Raw genomic sequence first — 18,283 nt, 5'->3', positions numbered from 1 at the left:
CTTTCTGTTCTGCTGGCCGGCGGTCGTCAGTGCTGGGAGCCGTAGCCGCCCTGCGTCTGGTCACGCAGGACCCGGCCGTCGCCGAGCTCGATCACGCGCTTGCGCATCTGGTCCACGACGCCGGCGTCGTGGGTCGCCATCAGGACGGTCGTGCCGGTCCGGTTGATCCGGTCCAGCAGCTTCATGATGCCGACGCTCGTCGACGGGTCGAGGTTTCCGGTCGGCTCGTCGGCGATGAGGATCATCGGGCGGTTGACGAACGCGCGAGCGATCGCGACCCGCTGCTGCTCGCCACCGGAGAGCTCGTCGGGCATCCGGTCGCCCTTGCCGTCGAGGCCGACCAGCTCGAGCGTCTCGGGCACCCGCTTGGTGATGTCACCGCGGGAGTGGCCGGTCACCTGCATCGCGAAGGCGACGTTCTCGGACACGGTCTTGTTCTGCAGCAGGCGGAAGTCCTGGAACACCGTGCCGATCTGGCGGCGCAGCCGCGGCACCTTCCAGCCGGCGAGGCGGTTGATCTCCTTGCCGGCGACGTAGACGCGGCCCGAGGACGGGCGGGTCTCGCGCAGGATGAGTCGGAGAGCCGTCGACTTGCCCGAGCCCGACTGGCCGACGAGGAAGACGAACTCGCCCTTCTCCACGTCGACGGAGACCTGCTCGAGCGCAGGCCTGCCGGAGCCGGGGTAGGTCTTGGTCACCTTCTCGAAGCGAATCACCCGATCGAGGATAGGCGGTGGGCGTCTGAACCTTGACATCTATGGTTTGGGCGTGCCCCGCCTGTCCCGTCCCCTGCCCGCGCTGCTCCTCGCGGTCGTGGTGACAGGCGCTGCGGTGGCGGCGGGTGTCGTCCTGCAGTCCCCTCCCGCGACGCACCCGACCACGACGCGGCCGCTCGCGACCCGGTTGTCCTCGATCGACACCACCACGGCCGTCGTACGCCGGGGGCCGTTCTGCGACCACGTGCCCTCGGCCGACGTCCACGCGGCCGTCGACGACGACTCGCCGAAGGCGGCGGCGTGGTCCAACGGCGACCCGCTCCCGGGGACCCACGACGTGGCGCACGAGTTCGGCTGCTCGTGGACCTCAGGGTCGGGCACGGTGGCCTCGGCCTGGGTCTTCGCCCCACCGGTCACCGTCGCGCGGGGCGAGGAGCTGGTGGCCTCCGCCCGCGCCCAGCGCGGCTGCACGCCGCTGCCGGGCGCCGCGGCGTTCGGCTCGCCGACGGTCGCCCTGAAGTGCGTGGCGGGCGCGACGACGACGCTGTCCTACCGCGGCCTGTTCGGCGACGCGTGGCTGGTGTGCCAGCTCGCCGGCTCGCGGGCGCCCGACCCGGCGGACGTCGCCGACCGCTGGTGCGCGTCGGTGCTGCAGGCCGCGGGCACCTGATCTGTCGAACCTCTCGGACCCCGACACGCCGTCGCGGCGCTCAGACGGTCAGACGGTCAGGGACGTCAGTTCTCGGCGGCCTTGTCGGCGCCGCGGCGCCAGCGGATCCCGGCCTCGAGGAAGGCGTCGATCTCGCCGTCGAAGACGGGCTGCGGGTTGCCGGTCTCGTAGCCGGTGCGCAGGTCCTTGACGATCTGGTAGGGGTTCAGCACGTAGTTGCGCATCTGGTCCCCCCAGCTCGCGGCGACGTCGCCCTTGAGGTCCTTCTTGAGTGCCGCCTCCTCGGCCTTCCTCTTCGCGAGGAGCTTGGCCTTGAGGACGACCATCGCGGCGGCCTTGTTCTGCAGCTGCGACTTCTCGTTCTGGCAGCTGACGACGATGCCGGTCGGGAGGTGGGTCAGTCGGACCGCGGAGTCGGTGGTGTTGACCGACTGGCCGCCGGGGCCGCCGGAGCGGAAGACGTCGACCCGGACCTCGTTCTCGTCGACCTCGATCTCGTCGGTCTGCTCGAGCTGCGGCACGACCTCGACCGCGGCGAAGGACGTCTGACGACGGCCCTGGTTGTCGAAGGGGCTGATCCGCACCAGGCGGTGCGTGCCCGCCTCGACCGACAGGGTGCCGTAGGCGTAGGGCGCGTGGATCGCGAACTCGGCCGACTTGATGCCGGCCTCCTCGGCGTAGGAGACGTCGAAGACCTCGACGGGGTACTTGTTGCGCTCGGCCCAGCGCGTGTACATGCGCATGAGCATCTCGGCGAAGTCGGCCGCGTCGACGCCGCCGGCGCCGGAGCGGATGGTGACGATCGCCTCGCGGGCGTCGTACTCGCCGTTGAGGAGGGTGCGGACCTCGAGGGCCTCGACCTCCTTCTTCACCCGGCCGAGCTCGGACTCCGCCTCGGCGAGCGTGTCGGCGTCGGCCTCCTCCTGGGCGAGCTCCACGAGAACGCCGAGGTCGTCGACACGGCCGTTGAGCACCGAGTAGCGCTCCAGCTCGCCCTGGAGGAGCGAGAGCCGGCCGGTCACCTTCTGGGCGTTGGCCTGGTCGTCCCACAGGTCGGGCGCGGCGACCTGCTCCTCGAGCGAGGCGATCTCGGTCTTCATCGCGTCGAGGTCGAGCACCTGCTCGATGGTGTGCATGGTCGCCTGGAGCTGCTTGATCTCGGCGTCGAAGTCGGGGCCTGCCACAAGGGGCAAGACTACCGGCCCGGTGGACGCCGCCGTCATTCCCGGCGGAGCGGGGTCAGCGTGCGCCGAACACCTGGGACGCGTACCAGCGGCCGTCCGCGCCCTTGCGAGCCGCGACGGCGACCAGGTGGAAGGAGCGGCGCAGGATGTTGGCGCGGTGCCCCGGCGACCTCATCCAGCCGTTGCGTACGACGCCCCGGCCGGTGGCGTAGCCGACCGCGACGTTCTCCCCCACGGTGTGCATCCCGCACCGGCGCAGCGGGACGCGGATGTCCTGGTGGAACATCCGTCGCTGCGCCGCCATCCGGGCGGCCTGTCGGTCGGCGAAGCCCTGCAGGCACGCGTTGGCCCGCAGCCGGCGCAGGTCGTGCGCCCGGCGCGCGGCGTTGGTCGCCTTGACCGCTGCCGCGCCGTAGCTGTGCGGGGTGGCCGCCTGGGCGGACGGGCCGATCAGCGCCGCCACTCCCAGCGTGAGCGCGGCGACGACGGGCAGGAGGACGGCTCTGGTGATCGAAGACATCCGGTCCAGCGTGAGCCGCCTGGGGCGGGAGATCAAGTTCGCTGCGCTCAGTCGTCGTCCACCGTCACCACCGCCGAGCCGCTGGCACCGACCAGTGGCCGGTCCGGCGAGCCCGGCACGTGCAGCGGCAGGTCGGCCGGCGCGTGCAGTCGTACGACGACCCGCTCGGTGCCGACGGACACGTCGAAGCTCAACCCGGGGAACCGCCGGTAGGCGCCGGTGTCGGTCAGGTAGCCGGCCACCGCGAGCCGAGCCGCCTGCTCGGTGATCTCGAGCCGGCCGGAGCCCAGCCCGCCGGCGTAGACCTCGAGACCCTGGGCGCCGAGGTCGGCGCCGCGCAGCGCCGCCCCATCGGCGAGGGTGTCCAGGCTCTGCCGCTGCAGGTAGGCGGCCGTCGCGTCGACCACGACCGCGATCGCGACGAGCAGCAGCCCGGCGAAGCCCACGATCAGCGGGATGGTGGAGCCTCGCTCAGTCCGCATCGCCCACCTCCTGGAACTGGCCGATCGGGACGGTGTGCGAGGAGTCGAGCGCGAAGACCGGCCGGCCGAGCCCGAACGACGCCGGCAGCCACGGCAGCGCGACCCGGCTCGCCACGCGCGCCGTGATGACCGACGTACCGGCGTGGCAGTCGTGCGGGTAGGGGCGGCACGTGACGCGCAGGTCCAGCGGAGCGGCGTCGAGCCCCTGGTCGGCGAGCGCCTGCTGCGCGGCCTGGCGGGCTCGCGCCTCCCCCAGCCGGTCCGAGTCGGCCAGGGCGTAGGCACGCCCGGCGGCGCGGGCCGCGGCGCTGACCGCGAACGCGCCGCGCTGGACCGTGAACACCGACACCACGACCCACACGAGCGGGACGAGCAGGAGGATCGCGAGCCAGCTGAACTCGACCAGCGCGCTCCCCCGCTCGTCCCGCCGGCTCACGGCTTCTCCTCGATCGCGTGCCCGGCGACGTCGAGCGCCAGCGCCGGCCCGCCGAGGCCGAGGGCTGGCACCTCGGCATGGATGACGATCTCGATGGCCGGTGCGCCGTCGATGGTGGTGGACCGGGCGCGGATGCCTTCCGCATAACGCGCCGACAGCACACCCTCCAGCTGGCCGCGCGCCTTCGCGACCCCGTCCGCCGGGCCGTGGTCGGCGGTCGCCGCATAGCGCGCGCCCTCGGAGGCGGCGCTCGCGAGCGTGTTGCGCACGAACAGCACGAGCGCCAGCTGCAGGACGCCGAGCACGAGCGGGAGCAACAGGCCGAGGATCAGCACGAAGTCCACGACGGCCGCGCCGCGCGACGACCGTCTCATCTCAGCGGCTCACTTCACCTTGTTGAGTGCGTCGGTGAGCAGCTGGCTGAGCTGGTCGTTCGCGATGCCGTAGAGCGCCGCGCAGAGCCCGGCGGTCATCACCGTGACGAGGACCCAGCCGGGAACGTCGCCGCGGTCGTCGTGACCGTGCCGGGAGAGCCGGGCGAGGGGGTGGAGCAGTGGGTTCATGGCGTTCCTTCCCGAGGGTCGTTCAGGGTGTCGTGAGGTGCAGGCCGAGGACGCCTGGATAGAAGGCGAAGAGCACGGTGACCGGCAGGACGAGGAACACCACCGGAACCATCATGAGGATCTCCTTGCGCGCGGCGATCTCGATGAGCTCGCGGCGGCCGGCCTCGCGGACGTCGGCGGCCTGCGCGTGGAGTACGTCGGCCAGGGGCGTGCCGCGCTCGACGGCGACCGCGACGGCGGCGGCGAAGCGGGCGACGAGCGGCACGCCGGTCCGGGCCGCGAGCGCGTCGAACGCCGTGCCGACCGGCTGGCCGGTGCGCACCTCGGCCAGCACGCGGGCGAGGTCGGTCGAGAGCTCGCCGCCGCTGCGTCGTACGACCCGGTCCAGCGCCAGCACCGGACCCTCGCCGGCCGCCACGGCCAGCGCCAGGAGCTCCGCCACGGTCGGGAACTCGGCGATGATCCGCCGCTCGCGCGCCTTGACCTGGGTCGTGAGCCGGTTGTCGCGGGCGAGCACACCGGCGGCGAACGCGGCGACGCACACGATCAAGGAGGAGATCGCGTTCCCCGGGTCGCCGAGCGTCCGGAGCAGGCCGTACGCCGCGGCGACGGCGAAGGCACCCAGCCCCCACAGCACCTGCTCGATCCGGAACTCGTGCACCGTCTTGTCGGAGCCGGCCCGCTCCAGGCGCCGGCGTACCGACGCCGTCCCGCCGAGCACGCGCTCGACGGCCTCTGCGGCCGAGCGCAGCACCGGCCCGAAGACGCCGGCCGCGGCGGACACCTGCGGCCGGCCGATCGGCTCGGCCGCGGGCAGGTCACGCACGAACGGCATCACCCGCGCCTGCAGCGACGGGCGGCGCAGCGCGCGGACGCGGGCGGCGACCAGCAGGACCCCGGCGGCCGCGAGTGCGCCGAGCAGCGCTCCCCACGCGGTCACGACAAGATCCGCCGCTCGACGGGGAGCCGACCGATCCGCATCATCGCGCGGTAGGCGACGAGACAGGCTGCGGCGCCGATGGCGAGGACCAGGACGCCACCCGGCGAGGCGTAGCGGTGGATCACCTCCGACTGCAGCGACATGAAGAGCAGCACGATCCATGGCGCGGCGACCGCCAGCCGAGCGCCGTTGATGGTCCAGGCCTGCCGGCTCTCGAGCTCCGAGCGGGTGCGTGCGTCATCACGCAGGTAGCCGGACAGGTTCCGCAGCAGCCGGCCGAGCTCGCCGCCGCCGACCTCCCGGGCGATGCGCAGACCCTCGACGACGCGGTCGCCGACCGGGTCGGCCAGCCTGTCCTTCAGCCGGTCGAGGCACTCGCCGAACCGCCCCGACACCTGGTAGTCCAGCGCGAACGCGGCGAACGCCTCGCGCAGCGGCTCGGGCCCGCGCGTCGCGAGCGCGGCGAGCCCTTCAGGCAGCGACAGCCCGGCCCGTACGGCGGACGCCAGGTTGTCCACCGCCTCCGGCCACACCTCGGCGAACTCGCGCTGCCGCCGGCGCGCCCTCCCGGCGACGAGCAGCACCGGGAGGTAGCCGGCCATCACCGCGAACGCGACCGCGACCGGTGGCGTCCTGCTGGCCAGCTGCACGACGAGGCCGGCCAGCAGACCGCTCGCCAGGCACAGCGTGACGAAGCCGGTCACGGAGACCTGACCCAGCCCCGCACGGGCGAGCAGCTGAGCGGTCCGACCCTCGCGGCGCACCGGTCGGCGCGGCGCACGCGGCACGACGAACGCCGACCAGACCAGCAGCAGGCCGACCCCGACCCCGAGCCCGACCAGCGCGCCCATCAGTGGCCCGCCAGGATCCGGTGGACGTCGATGCCGAGCCGGCGGAACCGCTCCGGACGCGGCGGCATCCCGCCGGCCCGGCGCAGCTCGCCGCCGACGCGCTCGAAGACCGGCGCGGTCTCGATGACGTCACCCTCGACCCGGCCGGGGACGGCGACGATCTCCTCGACCCGGCGTACGCCCTGCTCGTCGATGCCGAGGTGGACCACCACGTCGACCGACGCCGCGACGGTGGGGACGACGAAGCGCGCGCTGATGTTCTCCCCCGCGAGGAGCGGCAGGGTGCACATCTTGACCAGCGCGCAGCTTATCTGCCGGAACTGGATGTTATGCCTAGTCAATCTGACTGCGACATGTCGCAGTCAGAGGTGGATCCGCGGCCAGCGCACGGTTCAATGGCGCACCACGACGTCCATCGCGTCGTCCCGCGGCGTAAGCGACCGATCAGGATGCACCGATGTGCCGCCTGTTCTGCCGGGGATCGAATCGTCGGAGCAGTCCGCGAACGCCGCAAGTTCGCGGTTCTTGCCCATCTGTCGTCGTCCATCCCTAAAGTGAAGAACTGCTCGCCATCGCGTGCGCGACCGCCCCGAGACAGCAATCCATTCCGGGTTGTTCGGCGGACGAGACGCTCGGGCCGAGGTCGACAAGCAAGTGCACACGCGTGGGGACAGGTAGGAACCGTTGAGCAGCAACAGTGGGCAGGCAAGCGTCGCGGTCCAACTCGATCCTTCCGACCTCATCGAGGATCGCGAACTTGAGGCGGCGACTGATGACCGGCTCGCGCACACAGGCATTGTCGATCAGCTCGCTGCGCTGACCACATCCGTCAAGACCCCCGCGAACATCGCCCTTTACGGCCCCTGGGGTTCAGGCAAGAGCGGAATCGCCAACCTTCTCAAGGGCAAGATCGACAAGAAGGGGGGCGTCCGGTTCGTTCGGTTCGATGCTTTCAAGTACGCCGACGTCCCACTCCGGCGGAACTTCATCAGCGCCGTTGCGACCGAACTTGAGTGCAGGCAGGCGAAGTACCACGGAGACCTCTACAGCGGACGGACAAGGACTGAGATCAAGGTGCCTGCCGCGACGGTTTTCAGGCTGCTGGGCGTCTTCGCACTGCTCCTCGGGGCTCTGACTGCAATCCTCGCGATCATCATCGGTCTGTACGCCTGGGGACAGAGTGTGATCGGTGTCCAGAGGGGTGGGTTCGGGACGGCGTTCCGAGCGCTGTCGAAGCAGGTGATTGTCGCCGGGCTCGTGCCGGCGTCGCTGCTCGCCGCCCTCATCGCGCTGGCAAGCAAGACCTTTAGTGTCGACCGGAGCATCGCGAAGCCGGAGAGTGACGAACAGTTCGAGGCGCTCTTCAAGGAACTCGTATCCGACGCTGGGGCAAGGCGACTCGTGGTCTTCGTCGATGAACTCGACCGATGCTCACCGAGCGAAGTTGTTGCCACTCTGGACACGATCCGCACGTTCCTCGGCATCGAACGCTGCGTCTTTGTCGTCGCCGCCGATCAGAACGTCCTCGAAGGTGCGCTTACCCGGGCGGCCAAGCAAGAGACCCCGGCTGATGACGCCAATCCCTACTACAGCACCGGTAGCGCATACCTTGACAAGGTCTTCCAGTACCAACTCAGCCTGCCGCCGCTGCTCAATCAAAGCGTCAGCAAGTACGCAGCGTCACTCGTCGAGCACCGAGGTGGGCTGTGGGCCGACATCAACAGGGAATACGTGCTTTCCGTCTTGATCCCCACCCATGTAGCCAGCCCGCGGCGGGTCAAGCACTTACTGAACACCTTCTCCCTGGCCTATCGATTGGCGGAGGAACGGTACCGGTCCGGCCTGCTCGCTGAAGATCCCCGCGTCAACGCGGCATCGGTGGCTCGGCTCGTCTGCCTCCGCGTGGAATTCCCGCTCTTCGCGCGCCACCTTGAAGTCGAAGCCAACCTCCCTGACCTGGTCCTGCGCCTTATGCGCAACCCAGACGGCGAGTTGCCCTCTGGGACATCGGATCGCGCAGTAGAACTCGCTCGGTCCTATGCACTTGAAAATGCCGCCCCGAGCACTGTTCTGGTGGAGAACGAACCCGACGAGAGTGACACAGACGACCGAGCCGACCGGACCGTCAAGGCGCACAACAAGCAACTACTTAACTATCTGAGCCGCACGCGCCAAGTGAACGGGCCTTCGCGCGACCTGATCTACATGCAGAGCAGCGGAACCGTGTTCGGTCTTGACGGCGAACTTGCGCTCGCCATCGAGCAGGCAGCGGAAGATGCCGACGTCGACACGCTGACGCGACGGGTCGACAGTCTCGACGAGGCGACACGCACAGGCGTCCTGCAATTGCTCGCGCATCAAGTCCGGACGGGATCCGGCTTGGCGGGGCCGAACGCGGCGAGGTCGTTCTTGCTTCTTACTGAGGCCGTGCCGAACCTCGCAGCCGACACCGTCGTCGACGCGGTTGCGGAGGCCATCTGCAACCTTGAAGACGAGGTGGGTGGCATTCTCGACGAGGACACCGTGGCCAGCGCCTGGGCGCTGGCCACGGCCGGGTCGGAGAAGAGCGCGGCGGCGCTACGCCGTCGAGTTATCGCATCGGTCACAGGTGCGGGAACGACGCCGCCCGACTTCTTGTTCAGCGATGCCCCCCTTGCGTTGGAGGCCGCGCCGCACATCGTGACGGAGTACTTGTCCTCACGCATAGTTGGGCCGACGGGCCCCAACACGGTGGCTCGACTCTTCGCCCTGGGCGACGACGATTTAGTGCAGATTCTCGCCACGCTTCAGCCTCGCGTCGTGGCGCTCGCTACCGAAGCGGTTCGAGCCCACGCCGAGTGGACCGACGCCAAGAGGGCAGCCGAAGCCGCACCCACGGTCCCTGCCACCACGGGACAACCGGCGACGGCAGCCGCTGAACCCGGACCGGAGCCGTTCAACCCGCGCTTGGTTCTCGACGCGCTCTCGAATGAGTCAGCACGGCGCGAGACGCCCGTCCAGCACCGGGTACTGCGGATCCTCCTAGCGGTCGACAGCATGGACGCCCGCAACGCTGCCTTGGCCCTGATCGGCAAGACCGAACCCGTGGAGATGGGCAACCTCGCGACCAACGTACTCAACGCGACTCGGTTCAGGGTGCTTAGCGACTGGCCAGCGTGGCTTCACGGCATCAGCCCGACGGCGATCACTACCGTCCACCGGCAGTTGATCACGCGTCTCGTGGCGAAGGCGTGGAACGAAAAGGGCGACATTGCAACCACGCGTGCCGCCCTGGACGCTTTGGCTCCTCTCATCGCGGAACTTCCAAACGACGCAAAGCCGACGCTGAACCCAGATGTCATCGAACTCGTCGAGCCGGTCGTCACGGACGACGATGAAGCAACCGAACGAATTGATGTCTTGGAGCGCGCCGCTCTCTTCACCGCCGCAGGCGTGCTCGACTACGCGCAGATCATGAGCGCTGTTGCTGCGTCGTTGCAGGACACCCTTGCCGCCGACGCCACAGAAGCCGACTCCGACGAGCCTCTCTATAGGTACGTCATTGAGTACGGGACGCAAGCACTTCGCACATCCGGCGACAATCTGGACCCCAACCAGGTGCGAGGCATCCTTCGAGAGGCGGCCTCGAGCCCGTGGCTCGACGATCTCGGGCGCGTGGCGGTGCCGCTCGAACTCGCCCGTGCATCCGGGCAGGATCACTTCACCTCCGATGACCTTCCAACCACCCAGACCATCGCGACTGTTATCGACGACTACGGTCGATCTGCAGCAAGCGCTGCCACGCTGTGGATCGATCTCACCGAGCCCGGCCCCGAGGACTTGGCCGTGGTCTACGAACGACTCCTCGCTAAGGGTGCGCTCTCAGAAGAGATCGCAGACGCTGCCCAGGTGATCCACAAGAATTGGACGACGGACGAACATCGCGACTTCCTCGACCGTTACCTCAGCGCACCTGACAGCGACATCCCGCACGGCCTCGCCCTCAAGACCCTGGGGCTCGCCAACGCCGATGACCACATGGTGGCCGACCTACTGTGCAGACGGTTTGCGAAGACCACAAACAATAACCAACGGCAAGCCGTCATCACGCTCTGGCGCCAGGCCAACATCCAGAGCAACGCAGCGAGACGCAGGCTGGTCGAGACGATCATCTACGGGTTGCTCGACCTGCACGCGAACAACGCTGGAGGCAATGTCAGCGCTGCAGAACTCGCTCTCAACTCACTCCTCACGGTTGGGATGCCGCTCCCGCAAGGCGTCAAGGGCGCGCTCGGCCAGCGAGTCAGGGCGGCGGTGAAGGGCACGAAGAGCCTGGAGAGCAAGGCCCTCTCCGTGATGCCCAAACTGGGATACTCCACCTCGACGAACCTCTTCGGCAAGGCAAAGCGCGTGAACTTTGACGATCGCTGAGGAAGGCACAGCTCGTCCGTGTGCAGCCCGACGGGCACGCGCGGCCAAGCGCCAGACCGTGGGCGCAGCGCTCACGGGGCGAGGCGGCGGCGCTGGCATCCGTGCCGGATCCCTAAGGCGTTAGCGGCCAAACTGGAACGCTCCGGGTCGGCATGCGAACACCGTCTACGCTGCAGACCTTTGGCGTGCCTACCTTCGGGCGCGGCCGGTCCGGCAGCGTTCGTCGTTCGCCGAACCGAGCGTCAGGAATGCTTGCTGGCGACGGACAAGGTCTGCCCGGGTTCGTGCGGATTGTCTGATCCGCAACGTAGCGACGACGGATCGCTTTACCCTCGGGCCTATGAGATTGCTGCCCGCTTTCGCCGCGATCGTGTCGGTCTTGACGTCCCTCGCGCTTGCTGGCTGCGGCGGCGGATCGGACGCCGGCCAGCCCGGTGAGCCGACGCCCGCGCCAGCAACCACCAGGCCGTCAACGAGCGCACCGGCCGAGGCAACCCTGGAACAGCAGGTCGCGCCATATTGTGGCGACCTCACTGCCGCGCTGGACAGGATCCCGGCCCTCAACCCGTCGATGAAGCAGATCGGCAACCTGAAGCAGGCCCTGGAAAGCGTTCGCCCCTCGATGACCGGAGCCGCCGCCACCGAGGTCGAGTCCTGGTACACAACGACGACCGACCTCGCAGTCGCCGCTTTCGCTCCTGACGACGACTTCACGACGAAGTGGGCCGACTGGACAATGGGCACCAAGGTCGCGATCGAGGCCACCTGCAACCCCTGACAGGGCGCTTTCGCCGCATTCAACGCCGTCACCCCGGTGCCCCGACCGCATGGCCGCCGAGACACCGGGGTGGATCAGGCCTGCGAGGCCAAATGGTGGAGCCGGGCCAAGGCCTCGGTCGGCCAGGTACCTTGCTGGCTCCACGACTCCAGGTAGGCCTCCCGGTCGACGGAGGCGGCCAGCCCGAGACCGAGCCTCGCCAGGGACGCCGTCCGCACGCGGAACTCGAACCCTCCCTGGGCACGTCGGTCCTCGCTCACCTGGACGCTGAGGATGCTCCATGCCTCGTCGCGACGCTCGATCGAGAACGTTGCGCCACCGGGCTCCAGGCCGAGCAGGGCCTGCGCCGATCCAGCCCCGTTGGCGGCGTCTGCGATGACGCCGACGACCTTGGTCAGCACGTCGGAGACATAGGAGGCGCGCAGCCTCACCGAGACTTGCTCTCCGGTGACCGTCAGCCAACCCCACCCCGTGGGCTCGACCTGCATCGTGAGTTCCATGTCAGCGAAGGCTACGGCCTTCCCTCAGGCCAGCAGTTTCTTGCAATCGGCCCAGTCACCGCTGCCATCGCTTCCGTCCGACTCGGTGTAGGCCGTCACGATCCGGTGGTTCCCGGTCTTGGCGGTGATCACGTAGCCGGTGAAGTAGTACGGATATCCGGCGACGTTGCTCTTCATGATCTGGTCGTTGGCCGCGTTCGAAGCCGAGGTGCGCTTCTGGTCCGGCTTCTTCAGGATGGTGTCGATGCAGCCCTCGGTGTTGCTGCTGAACCCGTGGCCGTCCTTGATGTGGCGCACCCCCGTGCAGTCCAGGACGTAGGAGCCCGCAGCCTTGCCGGTGGAGTAGGTGAACTTCGCGACGACGGTAGACCCCGCCAGAGACCGGTCCGGGTAGAGGCAGTCGTCCCACTGATAGCCGCCCCCGTTGGGGTCCGTGACGGTGTAGGGAGTGAAGCCGCCGCCGTCGGGGGCGTCGGCGTTCGCGGGAGCGAGCCCGGCCAGCGACGTCGCGCCGAGCAGCGCGGTGACGGCGGCGGCGCGGAGGCCGCGCAATCTCATCTTGGTCATGATTGCACCTTCCTGCGAGCAGGTGCGTGCCTCTCTGACACGGCACCAGAGGTGCTCGGAACCCGTTTCCTGCACCCCGGTGTCGACCCTTCTCTTTACCTCCCGAGGACGACAATGACCCGCCCGGACCTCATGTTTCGGGACCTGCACGTCCCGTCTCCTAGTCCCCGCCGAGGCCTTGGCCGACGTCGACAGGGCGAGCCAGGTGCTCCCGTCTACTCGTGGTCTGGCGCGCAGGTCGGTCGCTCAGAACGCGCGAAGCCCGGTCTGCCGGCTCTCCGCCAAAGCGGCGCATAAGGATGCGTTGATGCCCGTCAGCGTCCGGTCATCGGCTGTCAGCTGGGTCATGAAAAGGTCGTGCACAGAGAAGGGATCGTTCAGTCGTGGCCGAGCGGACCGATCTCGAACTCGCCCGGAACCGTCAGGTCAATCACGCTGTGCAGAATCTCCTCGACGTGAACGTGAACCTGGCACATGGCACGAATGAGGGGCACGGTCTTCACCGAGACACCGTCGCCGACGCTGACCGAGACGTACATGTGGCAGTTCTCAAGGCACGGCTTGCCATCTAGTCCCGGAGCGGCGAGCAAGGCCTCACCGTCAAACAAGTCCCCTGCGTCCCCAATGTGACCCCCGGGGGCGAGGGCACCGACCCCCGTCACGTTCAGGCTTCGGTGCTTGTCGATGTTGGCGAACCGGTGCAGGAGCCAGAGATTGTTCTTCTCCTTGCCGAAGAAGATCGGTTGCTGATCACGGATGTATTCACGTGCTTCCTTCGGCAGCCAGCGGAGGCGCCGCTCCTCAATGTTCTTCGCGAGTTCTCTGCCTGGATCAACAACCGGGTACTCGCATGCGAGCGCCTCCGCCTCCGTGAGCGGCTCGCCCTTCACGAAGGTCGAAAGCGCGAATATCAAGTGGTCGAGGCTGCTTCGGTAGTGCTGAAAGACTTCGCCCGACCTGGGAGCCCAGTCGGCCGGTATCGAGTTGAGCCGGAGCCAGTGGTCGGTGCGGACGTCGTTGCCCGAGATGTCGCCAGCCGTCGTCTCGACCCAGAGATTTCCAGCCTTCACCCATCGGTCCACGTCGCCGTACAGCCGGTCCATGCGGTGATACGCCCATAGGAACTTCGCCCACGGATCGGGGGTCTCATCCCTAGTCGGATCCGCCCTGTCAGCGATCGCAGCCCGGTAGAGGTCGTAACGCTCCCCCCGGAATGCGCGCATCCAATTGCGTGGCCGCTCGAACATGGCATCAGTCTGGACGACTCTCACCGACACCTCACCATGAACCGATGACCGCGTCGACGCCCTTCGAAGTCCAGGCGGCAGAGACCGCCGTACGTGATCCCGTGGTCGCCAGGTACGTCCGCGCGTCCGGCTCAGGGCGGGTCTGCCGCCGCTCCTCCACCGGATCGACGAGGCCGCGCTGGACCGGCTGCCGTTCTGAACCTTCGCGCCTAGACGGGGAACTCGTCCTCGACGATCTCGCCGTCCTCGCTGCGGCGGGTGTAGGTCGTCTCAGTGGCGCCGACATCGGTCATCTCGACTCGCTCCTGGACGACGTCGAGCGCCTCCCAGGTCCGGTCCCACAGTTCGTCGGCGTGTGCCTGGCACCGAGAGACCGGCGACGGGTCGTCGAAGTAGGACTTCACTGCCTCGTCGGACATGAACCGGCCGCCGAGGGGCTCGGTGTGACGGTCGTGCCACCACCGCTGACGGGCACGCTCGATAGCGACCGAGAGCGGGACCTCGACGTCGACGATCCGCAGACGCTCGTAGTCGAAGTCGAACAGGTCTCCGGCGTACTGGCGGGGCAGTCCGTCCCACTGGAGCGTGCCCGCGATGAGCACGTTCTCCTTGCGGGCCATCGCGTGGAACCGGACAGCCTCGGCTACGTCGGTCGACCCCTTGTGGACGCGTCCTGAGAGTTCCCGCGGCGAGACGGGTCCCATGTCGCTGAGAAGGATGCCTGTGGCGTCGTCGAGGAGTCCGAGCGCGAGGGCATGCTCCAGGAGGAGGTCTTTGATCTCGTCAGCGTCGATGCGCCGGTAGCCGACGAGGTGCTCGGTCCGAAACGACTTCCCGGCGCCGGGCGGCCCGGCGGTCACGACCGCCATCGCTCCCCCGCGAGCGACGTCGCCCTGCTGGGCGAGGTACCTCTCGGTGACGTTGTCGAGCACGTCCTGGTCGAACGTGATGCCGGTGCTGTGATGCAGGCGCCCGCCTGGCGCGAGCAGGTCAGTCAGTTGTGCGTGGACCTCGTCCCTGCCGCCGGGCATCGGGATGACGCCGCTAAAGACCGGCGGCAGAGCGGATCTCCTCGAACTCGCCGCGCGTCAGATACCCCTCGCGGTGCGCGTCGACCACCTGCTCCCAGGTGCCGCGGGTCTTCCCCTCGGCCGGATAGGGCGCGTACTCACCGACGGTGTAGGTGAAGGCCTTCAGGCGCTTGACCATCATCCCGCGGTCGGCGTGCTCGACGACGGTGCGCAGGATGATCTCCTCGGGGGTCTCTCGCGGCTCGCCGCTCGACTCTTTGATGTCGAGTGCCCGCAACATCCGCAGCACTCGCGGCTGGGTCGTGCCGAGGCGTTCGGCGATCGCTCGCTGAGGGAGGTTCTTGGATCGAAGGAACGCGACGTCGCGCAACTCCTCGATCCGGTTCAGCCGTTCGCGGGCTGTGCGTTCACGAGCGTGCTCGCGCAGGGTCTCGTCGTCGACCTCGCCCCCGAGAATGTCCCTGACGGCGTGGGTCATCGCCTTCACCTCTCGTCGCTGTAGTCCTCCTTCTGCTCTTCGATCGTACGACTCTGATACGTTGCGTATCAAGGGTGAATTGGGTCTCCCCCGTCACCATCAGCGACCGGCCGCGGTGGCTGCTAGGCGAGCGCGGAGTCGTCTCGCTGAAGCGCATCCGAGAGCACACCGGGTGTTTGTCCCGGCCGGGATTTTCAGCAAGAGGGTGCGCGTGGCGGAGCCGGCCTGGGGGCACCCATCCGCACCGTGATACACCTCCCCGGCGCCCGCGAATGGCGGCCGCTTAAGCATCATCGAGCGTCTCCGTGATGGGCCGCGGCTCTTCGATCGGCTCCAACTTCCGCACCCCGGTGACGATGGTCGAGGTCCACCAGTCCGCCATCCCGACGTGGATTCGCAGACGCTTGCCCACCTCAATGACTGCGAGATCCCAATGATCCGTCTCATCAACGGGGTAGAACCACAGCAACCGCCTCCATCGCCCGTCGAAGGACTGGAGGTTGAGGCGGCCGTCGTCGCCAAGAGCCGGGATCCTCATCCACCGAGAGCCCTCGCCGCCACGCTCGCCAGCGACGTCCAGGATGATGCGGGTGCCGTTCTCCGTAGTGACCTCGATCATCACCACACGCCTTTCGAAGCCTCTTCAACGAGAGCGATCAGCGGATCGACTGGTGCATCGGCCGGACATTGGCCTCGCCGGGCCGGATGCCGCGCGATGAACCCCCTTGACGTCGAGGTTCTCCCGCGCGGCGTTCGATAGCGGTTGCGCCCGGGGCCACGGCCAACGGCTGCCTTCGAACGCGCGTTGGTATTAGTCGACCAGTCGCGCCGACGCCTGTTGAAGCGCCGCGACTGCAGGGGCCGGCGTCTCACTCCGCGAGTCCGCTCGATGGGAGCGGCAGTGGCCGTCTTCCTAGGCCTCTCCGAACGCGCCGGACTCGTCTCGTCCATGTCATAGCGTCTATTCACTCGTCCGGCCACGGGAACACGTCACAGATCTCGCCACGGCTTCGAGAGACCTCGGCCTGTTCAGGAAGCACAAGATCGACGGGGACGCCGACGAGGCGAGACATCTGTTCGGCCGCGGCCCGACTGCTCTCGGTGCCGCCCTCCGTTTCCGGCAGGGTCCCGATGACGACAACTAGGCGCGGCTCAGCGTCGCGCACGAGCAGGAGTCGCACCGCCCAGCCAATCGGTGCGAACCCCTGTCGCTCGGCAAGAGCGCGTAGTTCGGTCGAGTACTCGTGGACGACTGCACGAATCTGCGCCGCTTTCATCGATCTGCCTCGCCTTCAGCGCCCAGAGTTCCGAGGTCGGGCGTGTCGAGCACCTCGTACGCCTCGATGGTCCAGATCCGCCGAAACTGATCAGGCTCAAGCGGCCCGCCCCAGCCGTCGCCGTCTTCGCTGAGGTCGTTCAGAAGCGTTTCGTAGGCGCGGAGGGCAATCTCTTCGGAGTCGTATGGTCCGGCCGCTAGTCGGCCTCGGCGCCCACCAGCCATGATCAGCCAGACGCTGGCCGGGCTGCGGACACCCTCTTGGTTCGATGTCATCGCGCCCACCTCGGATCGGTGAGCGACTGTAGGTCGAGATAGCGGACATTCCCTGCGGCGCCGTCGCAGTCGAGCGACCAGATCCGCTGCTCGTAGTCGACACCGGGGATCTGTACGGTCGCTTCTCCCGCTAGGTGGTAATGCCCGTGCACGAGGAGTCGGGGCTTCACGCCTAGAAACGCCTCGCTCATCCGCTCCCGACCAACCGCGGCGTGAGCCAGTGCCTCGTCGGTCCAAGACCAACCATTGCCGCCGCGGACGATCGCCTCTACCTGGGACGTCCACCAGGGCTCGTCAGGCGAGTCATGGGCGAGCATGACGTCGGCGCCCGCGCCGTTTCGGATCGTCCGCTCGACGTCCGCGGGCTGGATGCGTTCTTCTCGCCACCAGGATTTCCCCTCAGTCCGGCCAGGGAAGTCAACGGAAGGCGCGCCGCCAAGAGACACAAATCGCCGACCGTCAATCTCCCAGGCGTAGCCGCGCGGCAAGACGGCGATGTGTTCGGTCAGGTACAACGGCAGCGCGTCGCCGGACACGGGATCGCGGCGCCTCGGGTTTTCCCAGAGCCTGGTCAGGCGGCCCCAGTCTTCGTGGTTGCCGGGGGTCACGAGCAAAGCGACGTCGCGCTCGGCACATGTCCGCTCGACCTTGCGCAGGAACTTCGCCCCGGAGTTGCCGGGCCAGATGCCGAAGTCGCCCAAGTGCAGGAGGGTCGAGACCCCTCGCTCCGCGACGGCGCGGATTCGGGCGATCGCCCAGGCCGTGTTGCCGTGCCAATCGCCGGCCAACGCGATCACGGTCACAGCGCCTCCGTCGAAACACGCCAACGTGCAGGCATCGAGCGCCAGCGGTTGGATGTCATCGGGCGCACCTTCGCGGTGAGCACGGATGCCGTCGTTTGCGGATGGCAATCTCTAAGGTGGTGTGTGCGTCCATGATCAACTGCAGGTCGTGATTCTCGGACTCTTCGAGCGCATCGGCCCGGCTCACAATGTCCTGCACGTCCTGCAACAGGACGCTGGCATCCGTCGTCCCACTCAGGGGTGAGATCGTTTCGATGTCGCGTGCCTCAACAACAGAGATCCATCCGCGGGTCGTCTCAACTGTCAGAGCGAGAGACTCCAGAGCGCCCGACCGACGCCATTCCAGCCCGTAGGTCCAGCCCGCCACCGACGACCCATCCCGGAGGCCAACCCGCACCGAATCGTGCAGTCGGAGCCATCCCATCTTCACCACGGTTCCGTCGTCGGTCCTCGCCTCGCAGCAGGAGCAGGACTCGCTCAAATCGACCATCGGGCACCCCTGGGGTGTTGCGAATTGCACGTCAAACCGAAGATATATCTTCTGGTGTGCGGGGC

The 18,283-nt window shown here is 68.0% G+C and carries 23 protein-coding genes; 3 read left to right on the top strand and 20 right to left on the bottom strand.

Features of this window, described 5'->3' with window-relative positions:
• Positions 1 to 26 precede the first annotated feature (26 nt).
• Positions 27 to 716: a cell division ATP-binding protein FtsE gene (gene ftsE, locus QDS12_RS07370; protein WP_279878113.1), complete on the bottom strand. Its 690-nt coding sequence runs from the start codon at positions 714 to 716 to the stop codon at positions 27 to 29.
• A gap of 52 nt (positions 717 to 768) precedes the next feature.
• Between ftsE and QDS12_RS07365 the strand changes: the two genes are divergently transcribed.
• On the top strand, positions 769 to 1,386 hold the full coding sequence (locus QDS12_RS07365; RefSeq protein WP_279878111.1) for a hypothetical protein: 618 nt from the start codon (positions 769 to 771) through the stop codon (positions 1,384 to 1,386).
• 65 nt (positions 1,387 to 1,451) lie between these two features.
• On the opposite strand, the gene prfB is transcribed toward QDS12_RS07365, so the two are convergent.
• Genes prfB through QDS12_RS07320 form a run of 9 tightly spaced genes read right to left on the bottom strand, consistent with a single transcriptional unit; the run spans position 1,452 to position 6,652 of the window.
• Positions 1,452 to 2,570 (bottom strand): peptide chain release factor 2, encoded by a 1,119-nt coding sequence (gene prfB / locus QDS12_RS07360; RefSeq protein WP_279878109.1) that lies wholly within the window; start codon positions 2,568 to 2,570, stop codon positions 1,452 to 1,454.
• Between the two features lie 55 nt (positions 2,571 to 2,625).
• Entirely contained in the window at positions 2,626 to 3,090 is a 465-nt protein-coding gene (locus QDS12_RS07355) for a CAP domain-containing protein (protein ID WP_279878108.1), read from the bottom strand.
• Between the two features lie 47 nt (positions 3,091 to 3,137).
• Positions 3,138 to 3,572: a pilus assembly protein TadG-related protein gene (locus tag QDS12_RS07350; RefSeq protein WP_279878107.1), complete on the bottom strand. Its 435-nt coding sequence runs from the start codon at positions 3,570 to 3,572 to the stop codon at positions 3,138 to 3,140.
• Positions 3,562 to 4,008, bottom strand: coding sequence for a hypothetical protein (locus tag QDS12_RS07345; RefSeq protein WP_279878106.1), 447 nt, complete (start codon positions 4,006 to 4,008; stop codon positions 3,562 to 3,564). The genes QDS12_RS07350 and QDS12_RS07345 overlap by 11 nt, the downstream gene beginning before the upstream one ends.
• Positions 4,005 to 4,382, bottom strand: coding sequence for a TadE/TadG family type IV pilus assembly protein (locus QDS12_RS07340; RefSeq protein ID WP_279878105.1), 378 nt, complete (start codon positions 4,380 to 4,382; stop codon positions 4,005 to 4,007). The genes QDS12_RS07345 and QDS12_RS07340 overlap by 4 nt, the downstream gene beginning before the upstream one ends.
• A gap of 9 nt (positions 4,383 to 4,391) precedes the next feature.
• Positions 4,392 to 4,571, bottom strand: a complete 180-nt coding sequence (locus tag QDS12_RS07335; RefSeq protein WP_279878103.1) for a hypothetical protein — start codon at positions 4,569 to 4,571, stop codon at positions 4,392 to 4,394.
• Between the two features lie 22 nt (positions 4,572 to 4,593).
• On the bottom strand, positions 4,594 to 5,511 hold the full coding sequence (locus tag QDS12_RS07330) for a type II secretion system F family protein (protein ID WP_279878102.1): 918 nt from the start codon (positions 5,509 to 5,511) through the stop codon (positions 4,594 to 4,596).
• Entirely contained in the window at positions 5,508 to 6,362 is an 855-nt protein-coding gene (locus QDS12_RS07325; RefSeq protein ID WP_279878101.1) for a type II secretion system F family protein, read from the bottom strand. The genes QDS12_RS07330 and QDS12_RS07325 overlap by 4 nt, the downstream gene beginning before the upstream one ends.
• The gene (locus QDS12_RS07320) at positions 6,362 to 6,652 is read right to left on the bottom strand and encodes a hypothetical protein (RefSeq protein WP_279878100.1); all 291 of its coding nucleotides are present in this window, start codon (positions 6,650 to 6,652) and stop codon (positions 6,362 to 6,364) included. The genes QDS12_RS07325 and QDS12_RS07320 overlap by 1 nt, the downstream gene beginning before the upstream one ends.
• Positions 6,653 to 7,046: 394 nt before the next feature.
• Here QDS12_RS07320 and QDS12_RS07315 point away from each other — a divergent pair, with 394 nt between their 5' ends.
• Both QDS12_RS07315 and QDS12_RS07310 read left to right on the top strand, forming a co-directional pair.
• Positions 7,047 to 10,772: a P-loop NTPase fold protein gene (locus QDS12_RS07315; RefSeq protein ID WP_279878099.1), complete on the top strand. Its 3,726-nt coding sequence runs from the start codon at positions 7,047 to 7,049 to the stop codon at positions 10,770 to 10,772.
• A 340-nt stretch (positions 10,773 to 11,112) separates the two neighbouring features.
• On the top strand, positions 11,113 to 11,550 hold the full coding sequence (locus tag QDS12_RS07310; RefSeq protein WP_279878097.1) for a hypothetical protein: 438 nt from the start codon (positions 11,113 to 11,115) through the stop codon (positions 11,548 to 11,550).
• Positions 11,551 to 11,624: 74 nt separating this feature from the next.
• Here the strand turns inward: QDS12_RS07310 and QDS12_RS07305 are convergent, their stop codons facing one another.
• From QDS12_RS07305 to QDS12_RS07260, 10 genes are all read right to left on the bottom strand, one after another.
• The gene (locus tag QDS12_RS07305) at positions 11,625 to 12,050 is read right to left on the bottom strand and encodes a hypothetical protein (protein ID WP_279878096.1); all 426 of its coding nucleotides are present in this window, start codon (positions 12,048 to 12,050) and stop codon (positions 11,625 to 11,627) included.
• A gap of 24 nt (positions 12,051 to 12,074) precedes the next feature.
• The gene (locus tag QDS12_RS07300; RefSeq protein ID WP_279878095.1) at positions 12,075 to 12,617 is read right to left on the bottom strand and encodes a hypothetical protein; all 543 of its coding nucleotides are present in this window, start codon (positions 12,615 to 12,617) and stop codon (positions 12,075 to 12,077) included.
• Positions 12,618 to 12,994: 377 nt separating this feature from the next.
• Positions 12,995 to 13,864 (bottom strand): hypothetical protein, encoded by an 870-nt coding sequence (locus tag QDS12_RS07295; RefSeq protein WP_279878094.1) that lies wholly within the window; start codon positions 13,862 to 13,864, stop codon positions 12,995 to 12,997.
• Between the two features lie 209 nt (positions 13,865 to 14,073).
• The gene (locus tag QDS12_RS07290) at positions 14,074 to 14,895 is read right to left on the bottom strand and encodes a zeta toxin family protein (protein ID WP_279878093.1); all 822 of its coding nucleotides are present in this window, start codon (positions 14,893 to 14,895) and stop codon (positions 14,074 to 14,076) included.
• Between the two features lie 13 nt (positions 14,896 to 14,908).
• Positions 14,909 to 15,373 (bottom strand): hypothetical protein, encoded by a 465-nt coding sequence (locus QDS12_RS07285; protein ID WP_279878092.1) that lies wholly within the window; start codon positions 15,371 to 15,373, stop codon positions 14,909 to 14,911.
• Between the two features lie 283 nt (positions 15,374 to 15,656).
• Positions 15,657 to 15,992, bottom strand: a complete 336-nt coding sequence (locus QDS12_RS07280) for a hypothetical protein (RefSeq protein WP_279878090.1) — start codon at positions 15,990 to 15,992, stop codon at positions 15,657 to 15,659.
• Positions 15,993 to 16,338: 346 nt separating this feature from the next.
• Positions 16,339 to 16,650, bottom strand: a complete 312-nt coding sequence (locus QDS12_RS07275; RefSeq protein WP_279878089.1) for a hypothetical protein — start codon at positions 16,648 to 16,650, stop codon at positions 16,339 to 16,341.
• Positions 16,647 to 16,925: a hypothetical protein gene (locus tag QDS12_RS07270; protein ID WP_279878088.1), complete on the bottom strand. Its 279-nt coding sequence runs from the start codon at positions 16,923 to 16,925 to the stop codon at positions 16,647 to 16,649. The genes QDS12_RS07275 and QDS12_RS07270 overlap by 4 nt, the downstream gene beginning before the upstream one ends.
• Complete coding sequence (locus QDS12_RS07265; RefSeq protein ID WP_279878087.1) at positions 16,922 to 17,728, bottom strand: metallophosphoesterase; 807 nt, start codon at positions 17,726 to 17,728, stop codon at positions 16,922 to 16,924. The genes QDS12_RS07270 and QDS12_RS07265 overlap by 4 nt, the downstream gene beginning before the upstream one ends.
• 55 nt (positions 17,729 to 17,783) lie before the next feature.
• Positions 17,784 to 18,218, bottom strand: coding sequence for a hypothetical protein (locus QDS12_RS07260; RefSeq protein WP_279878085.1), 435 nt, complete (start codon positions 18,216 to 18,218; stop codon positions 17,784 to 17,786).
• Between the last annotated feature and the right edge of the window lie 65 nt (positions 18,219 to 18,283).

This window comes from Nocardioides sp. CER19 (assembly GCF_029846275.1).
In the GTDB taxonomy this organism is placed as follows: Bacteria; Actinomycetota; Actinomycetes; order Propionibacteriales; family Nocardioidaceae; genus Nocardioides.
Note: the sequence above shows the minus strand (reverse complement) of the source record. Positions and strands in the feature narration are given on the sequence as shown.

Excerpts from the sequence above, each read along its gene's own strand:
- QDS12_RS07355 (WP_279878108.1), bottom strand. The coding sequence starts at position 3,090 with ATGTCTTCGATCACCAGAGCCGTCCTCCTGCCCGTCGTCGCCGCGCTC.
- QDS12_RS07350 (WP_279878107.1), bottom strand. The coding sequence starts at position 3,572 with ATGCGGACTGAGCGAGGCTCCACCATCCCGCTGATCGTGGGCTTCGCC.
- QDS12_RS07340 (WP_279878105.1), bottom strand. The coding sequence starts at position 4,382 with ATGAGACGGTCGTCGCGCGGCGCGGCCGTCGTGGACTTCGTGCTGATC.
- QDS12_RS07335 (WP_279878103.1), bottom strand. The coding sequence starts at position 4,571 with ATGAACCCACTGCTCCACCCCCTCGCCCGGCTCTCCCGGCACGGTCAC.
- QDS12_RS07325 (WP_279878101.1), bottom strand. The coding sequence starts at position 6,362 with ATGGGCGCGCTGGTCGGGCTCGGGGTCGGGGTCGGCCTGCTGCTGGTC.
- QDS12_RS07320 (WP_279878100.1), bottom strand. The coding sequence starts at position 6,652 with ATGTGCACCCTGCCGCTCCTCGCGGGGGAGAACATCAGCGCGCGCTTC.
- QDS12_RS07310 (WP_279878097.1), top strand. The coding sequence starts at position 11,113 with ATGAGATTGCTGCCCGCTTTCGCCGCGATCGTGTCGGTCTTGACGTCC.
- QDS12_RS07305 (WP_279878096.1), bottom strand. The coding sequence starts at position 12,050 with ATGGAACTCACGATGCAGGTCGAGCCCACGGGGTGGGGTTGGCTGACG.
- QDS12_RS07300 (WP_279878095.1), bottom strand. The coding sequence starts at position 12,617 with ATGACCAAGATGAGATTGCGCGGCCTCCGCGCCGCCGCCGTCACCGCG.
- QDS12_RS07295 (WP_279878094.1), bottom strand. The coding sequence starts at position 13,864 with ATGTTCGAGCGGCCACGCAATTGGATGCGCGCATTCCGGGGGGAGCGT.
- QDS12_RS07290 (WP_279878093.1), bottom strand. The coding sequence starts at position 14,895 with ATGCCCGGCGGCAGGGACGAGGTCCACGCACAACTGACTGACCTGCTC.
- QDS12_RS07285 (WP_279878092.1), bottom strand. The coding sequence starts at position 15,373 with ATGACCCACGCCGTCAGGGACATTCTCGGGGGCGAGGTCGACGACGAG.
- QDS12_RS07280 (WP_279878090.1), bottom strand. The coding sequence starts at position 15,992 with ATGATCGAGGTCACTACGGAGAACGGCACCCGCATCATCCTGGACGTC.
- QDS12_RS07275 (WP_279878089.1), bottom strand. The coding sequence starts at position 16,650 with ATGAAAGCGGCGCAGATTCGTGCAGTCGTCCACGAGTACTCGACCGAA.
- QDS12_RS07270 (WP_279878088.1), bottom strand. The coding sequence starts at position 16,925 with ATGACATCGAACCAAGAGGGTGTCCGCAGCCCGGCCAGCGTCTGGCTG.
- QDS12_RS07260 (WP_279878085.1), bottom strand. The coding sequence starts at position 18,218 with ATGGTCGATTTGAGCGAGTCCTGCTCCTGCTGCGAGGCGAGGACCGAC.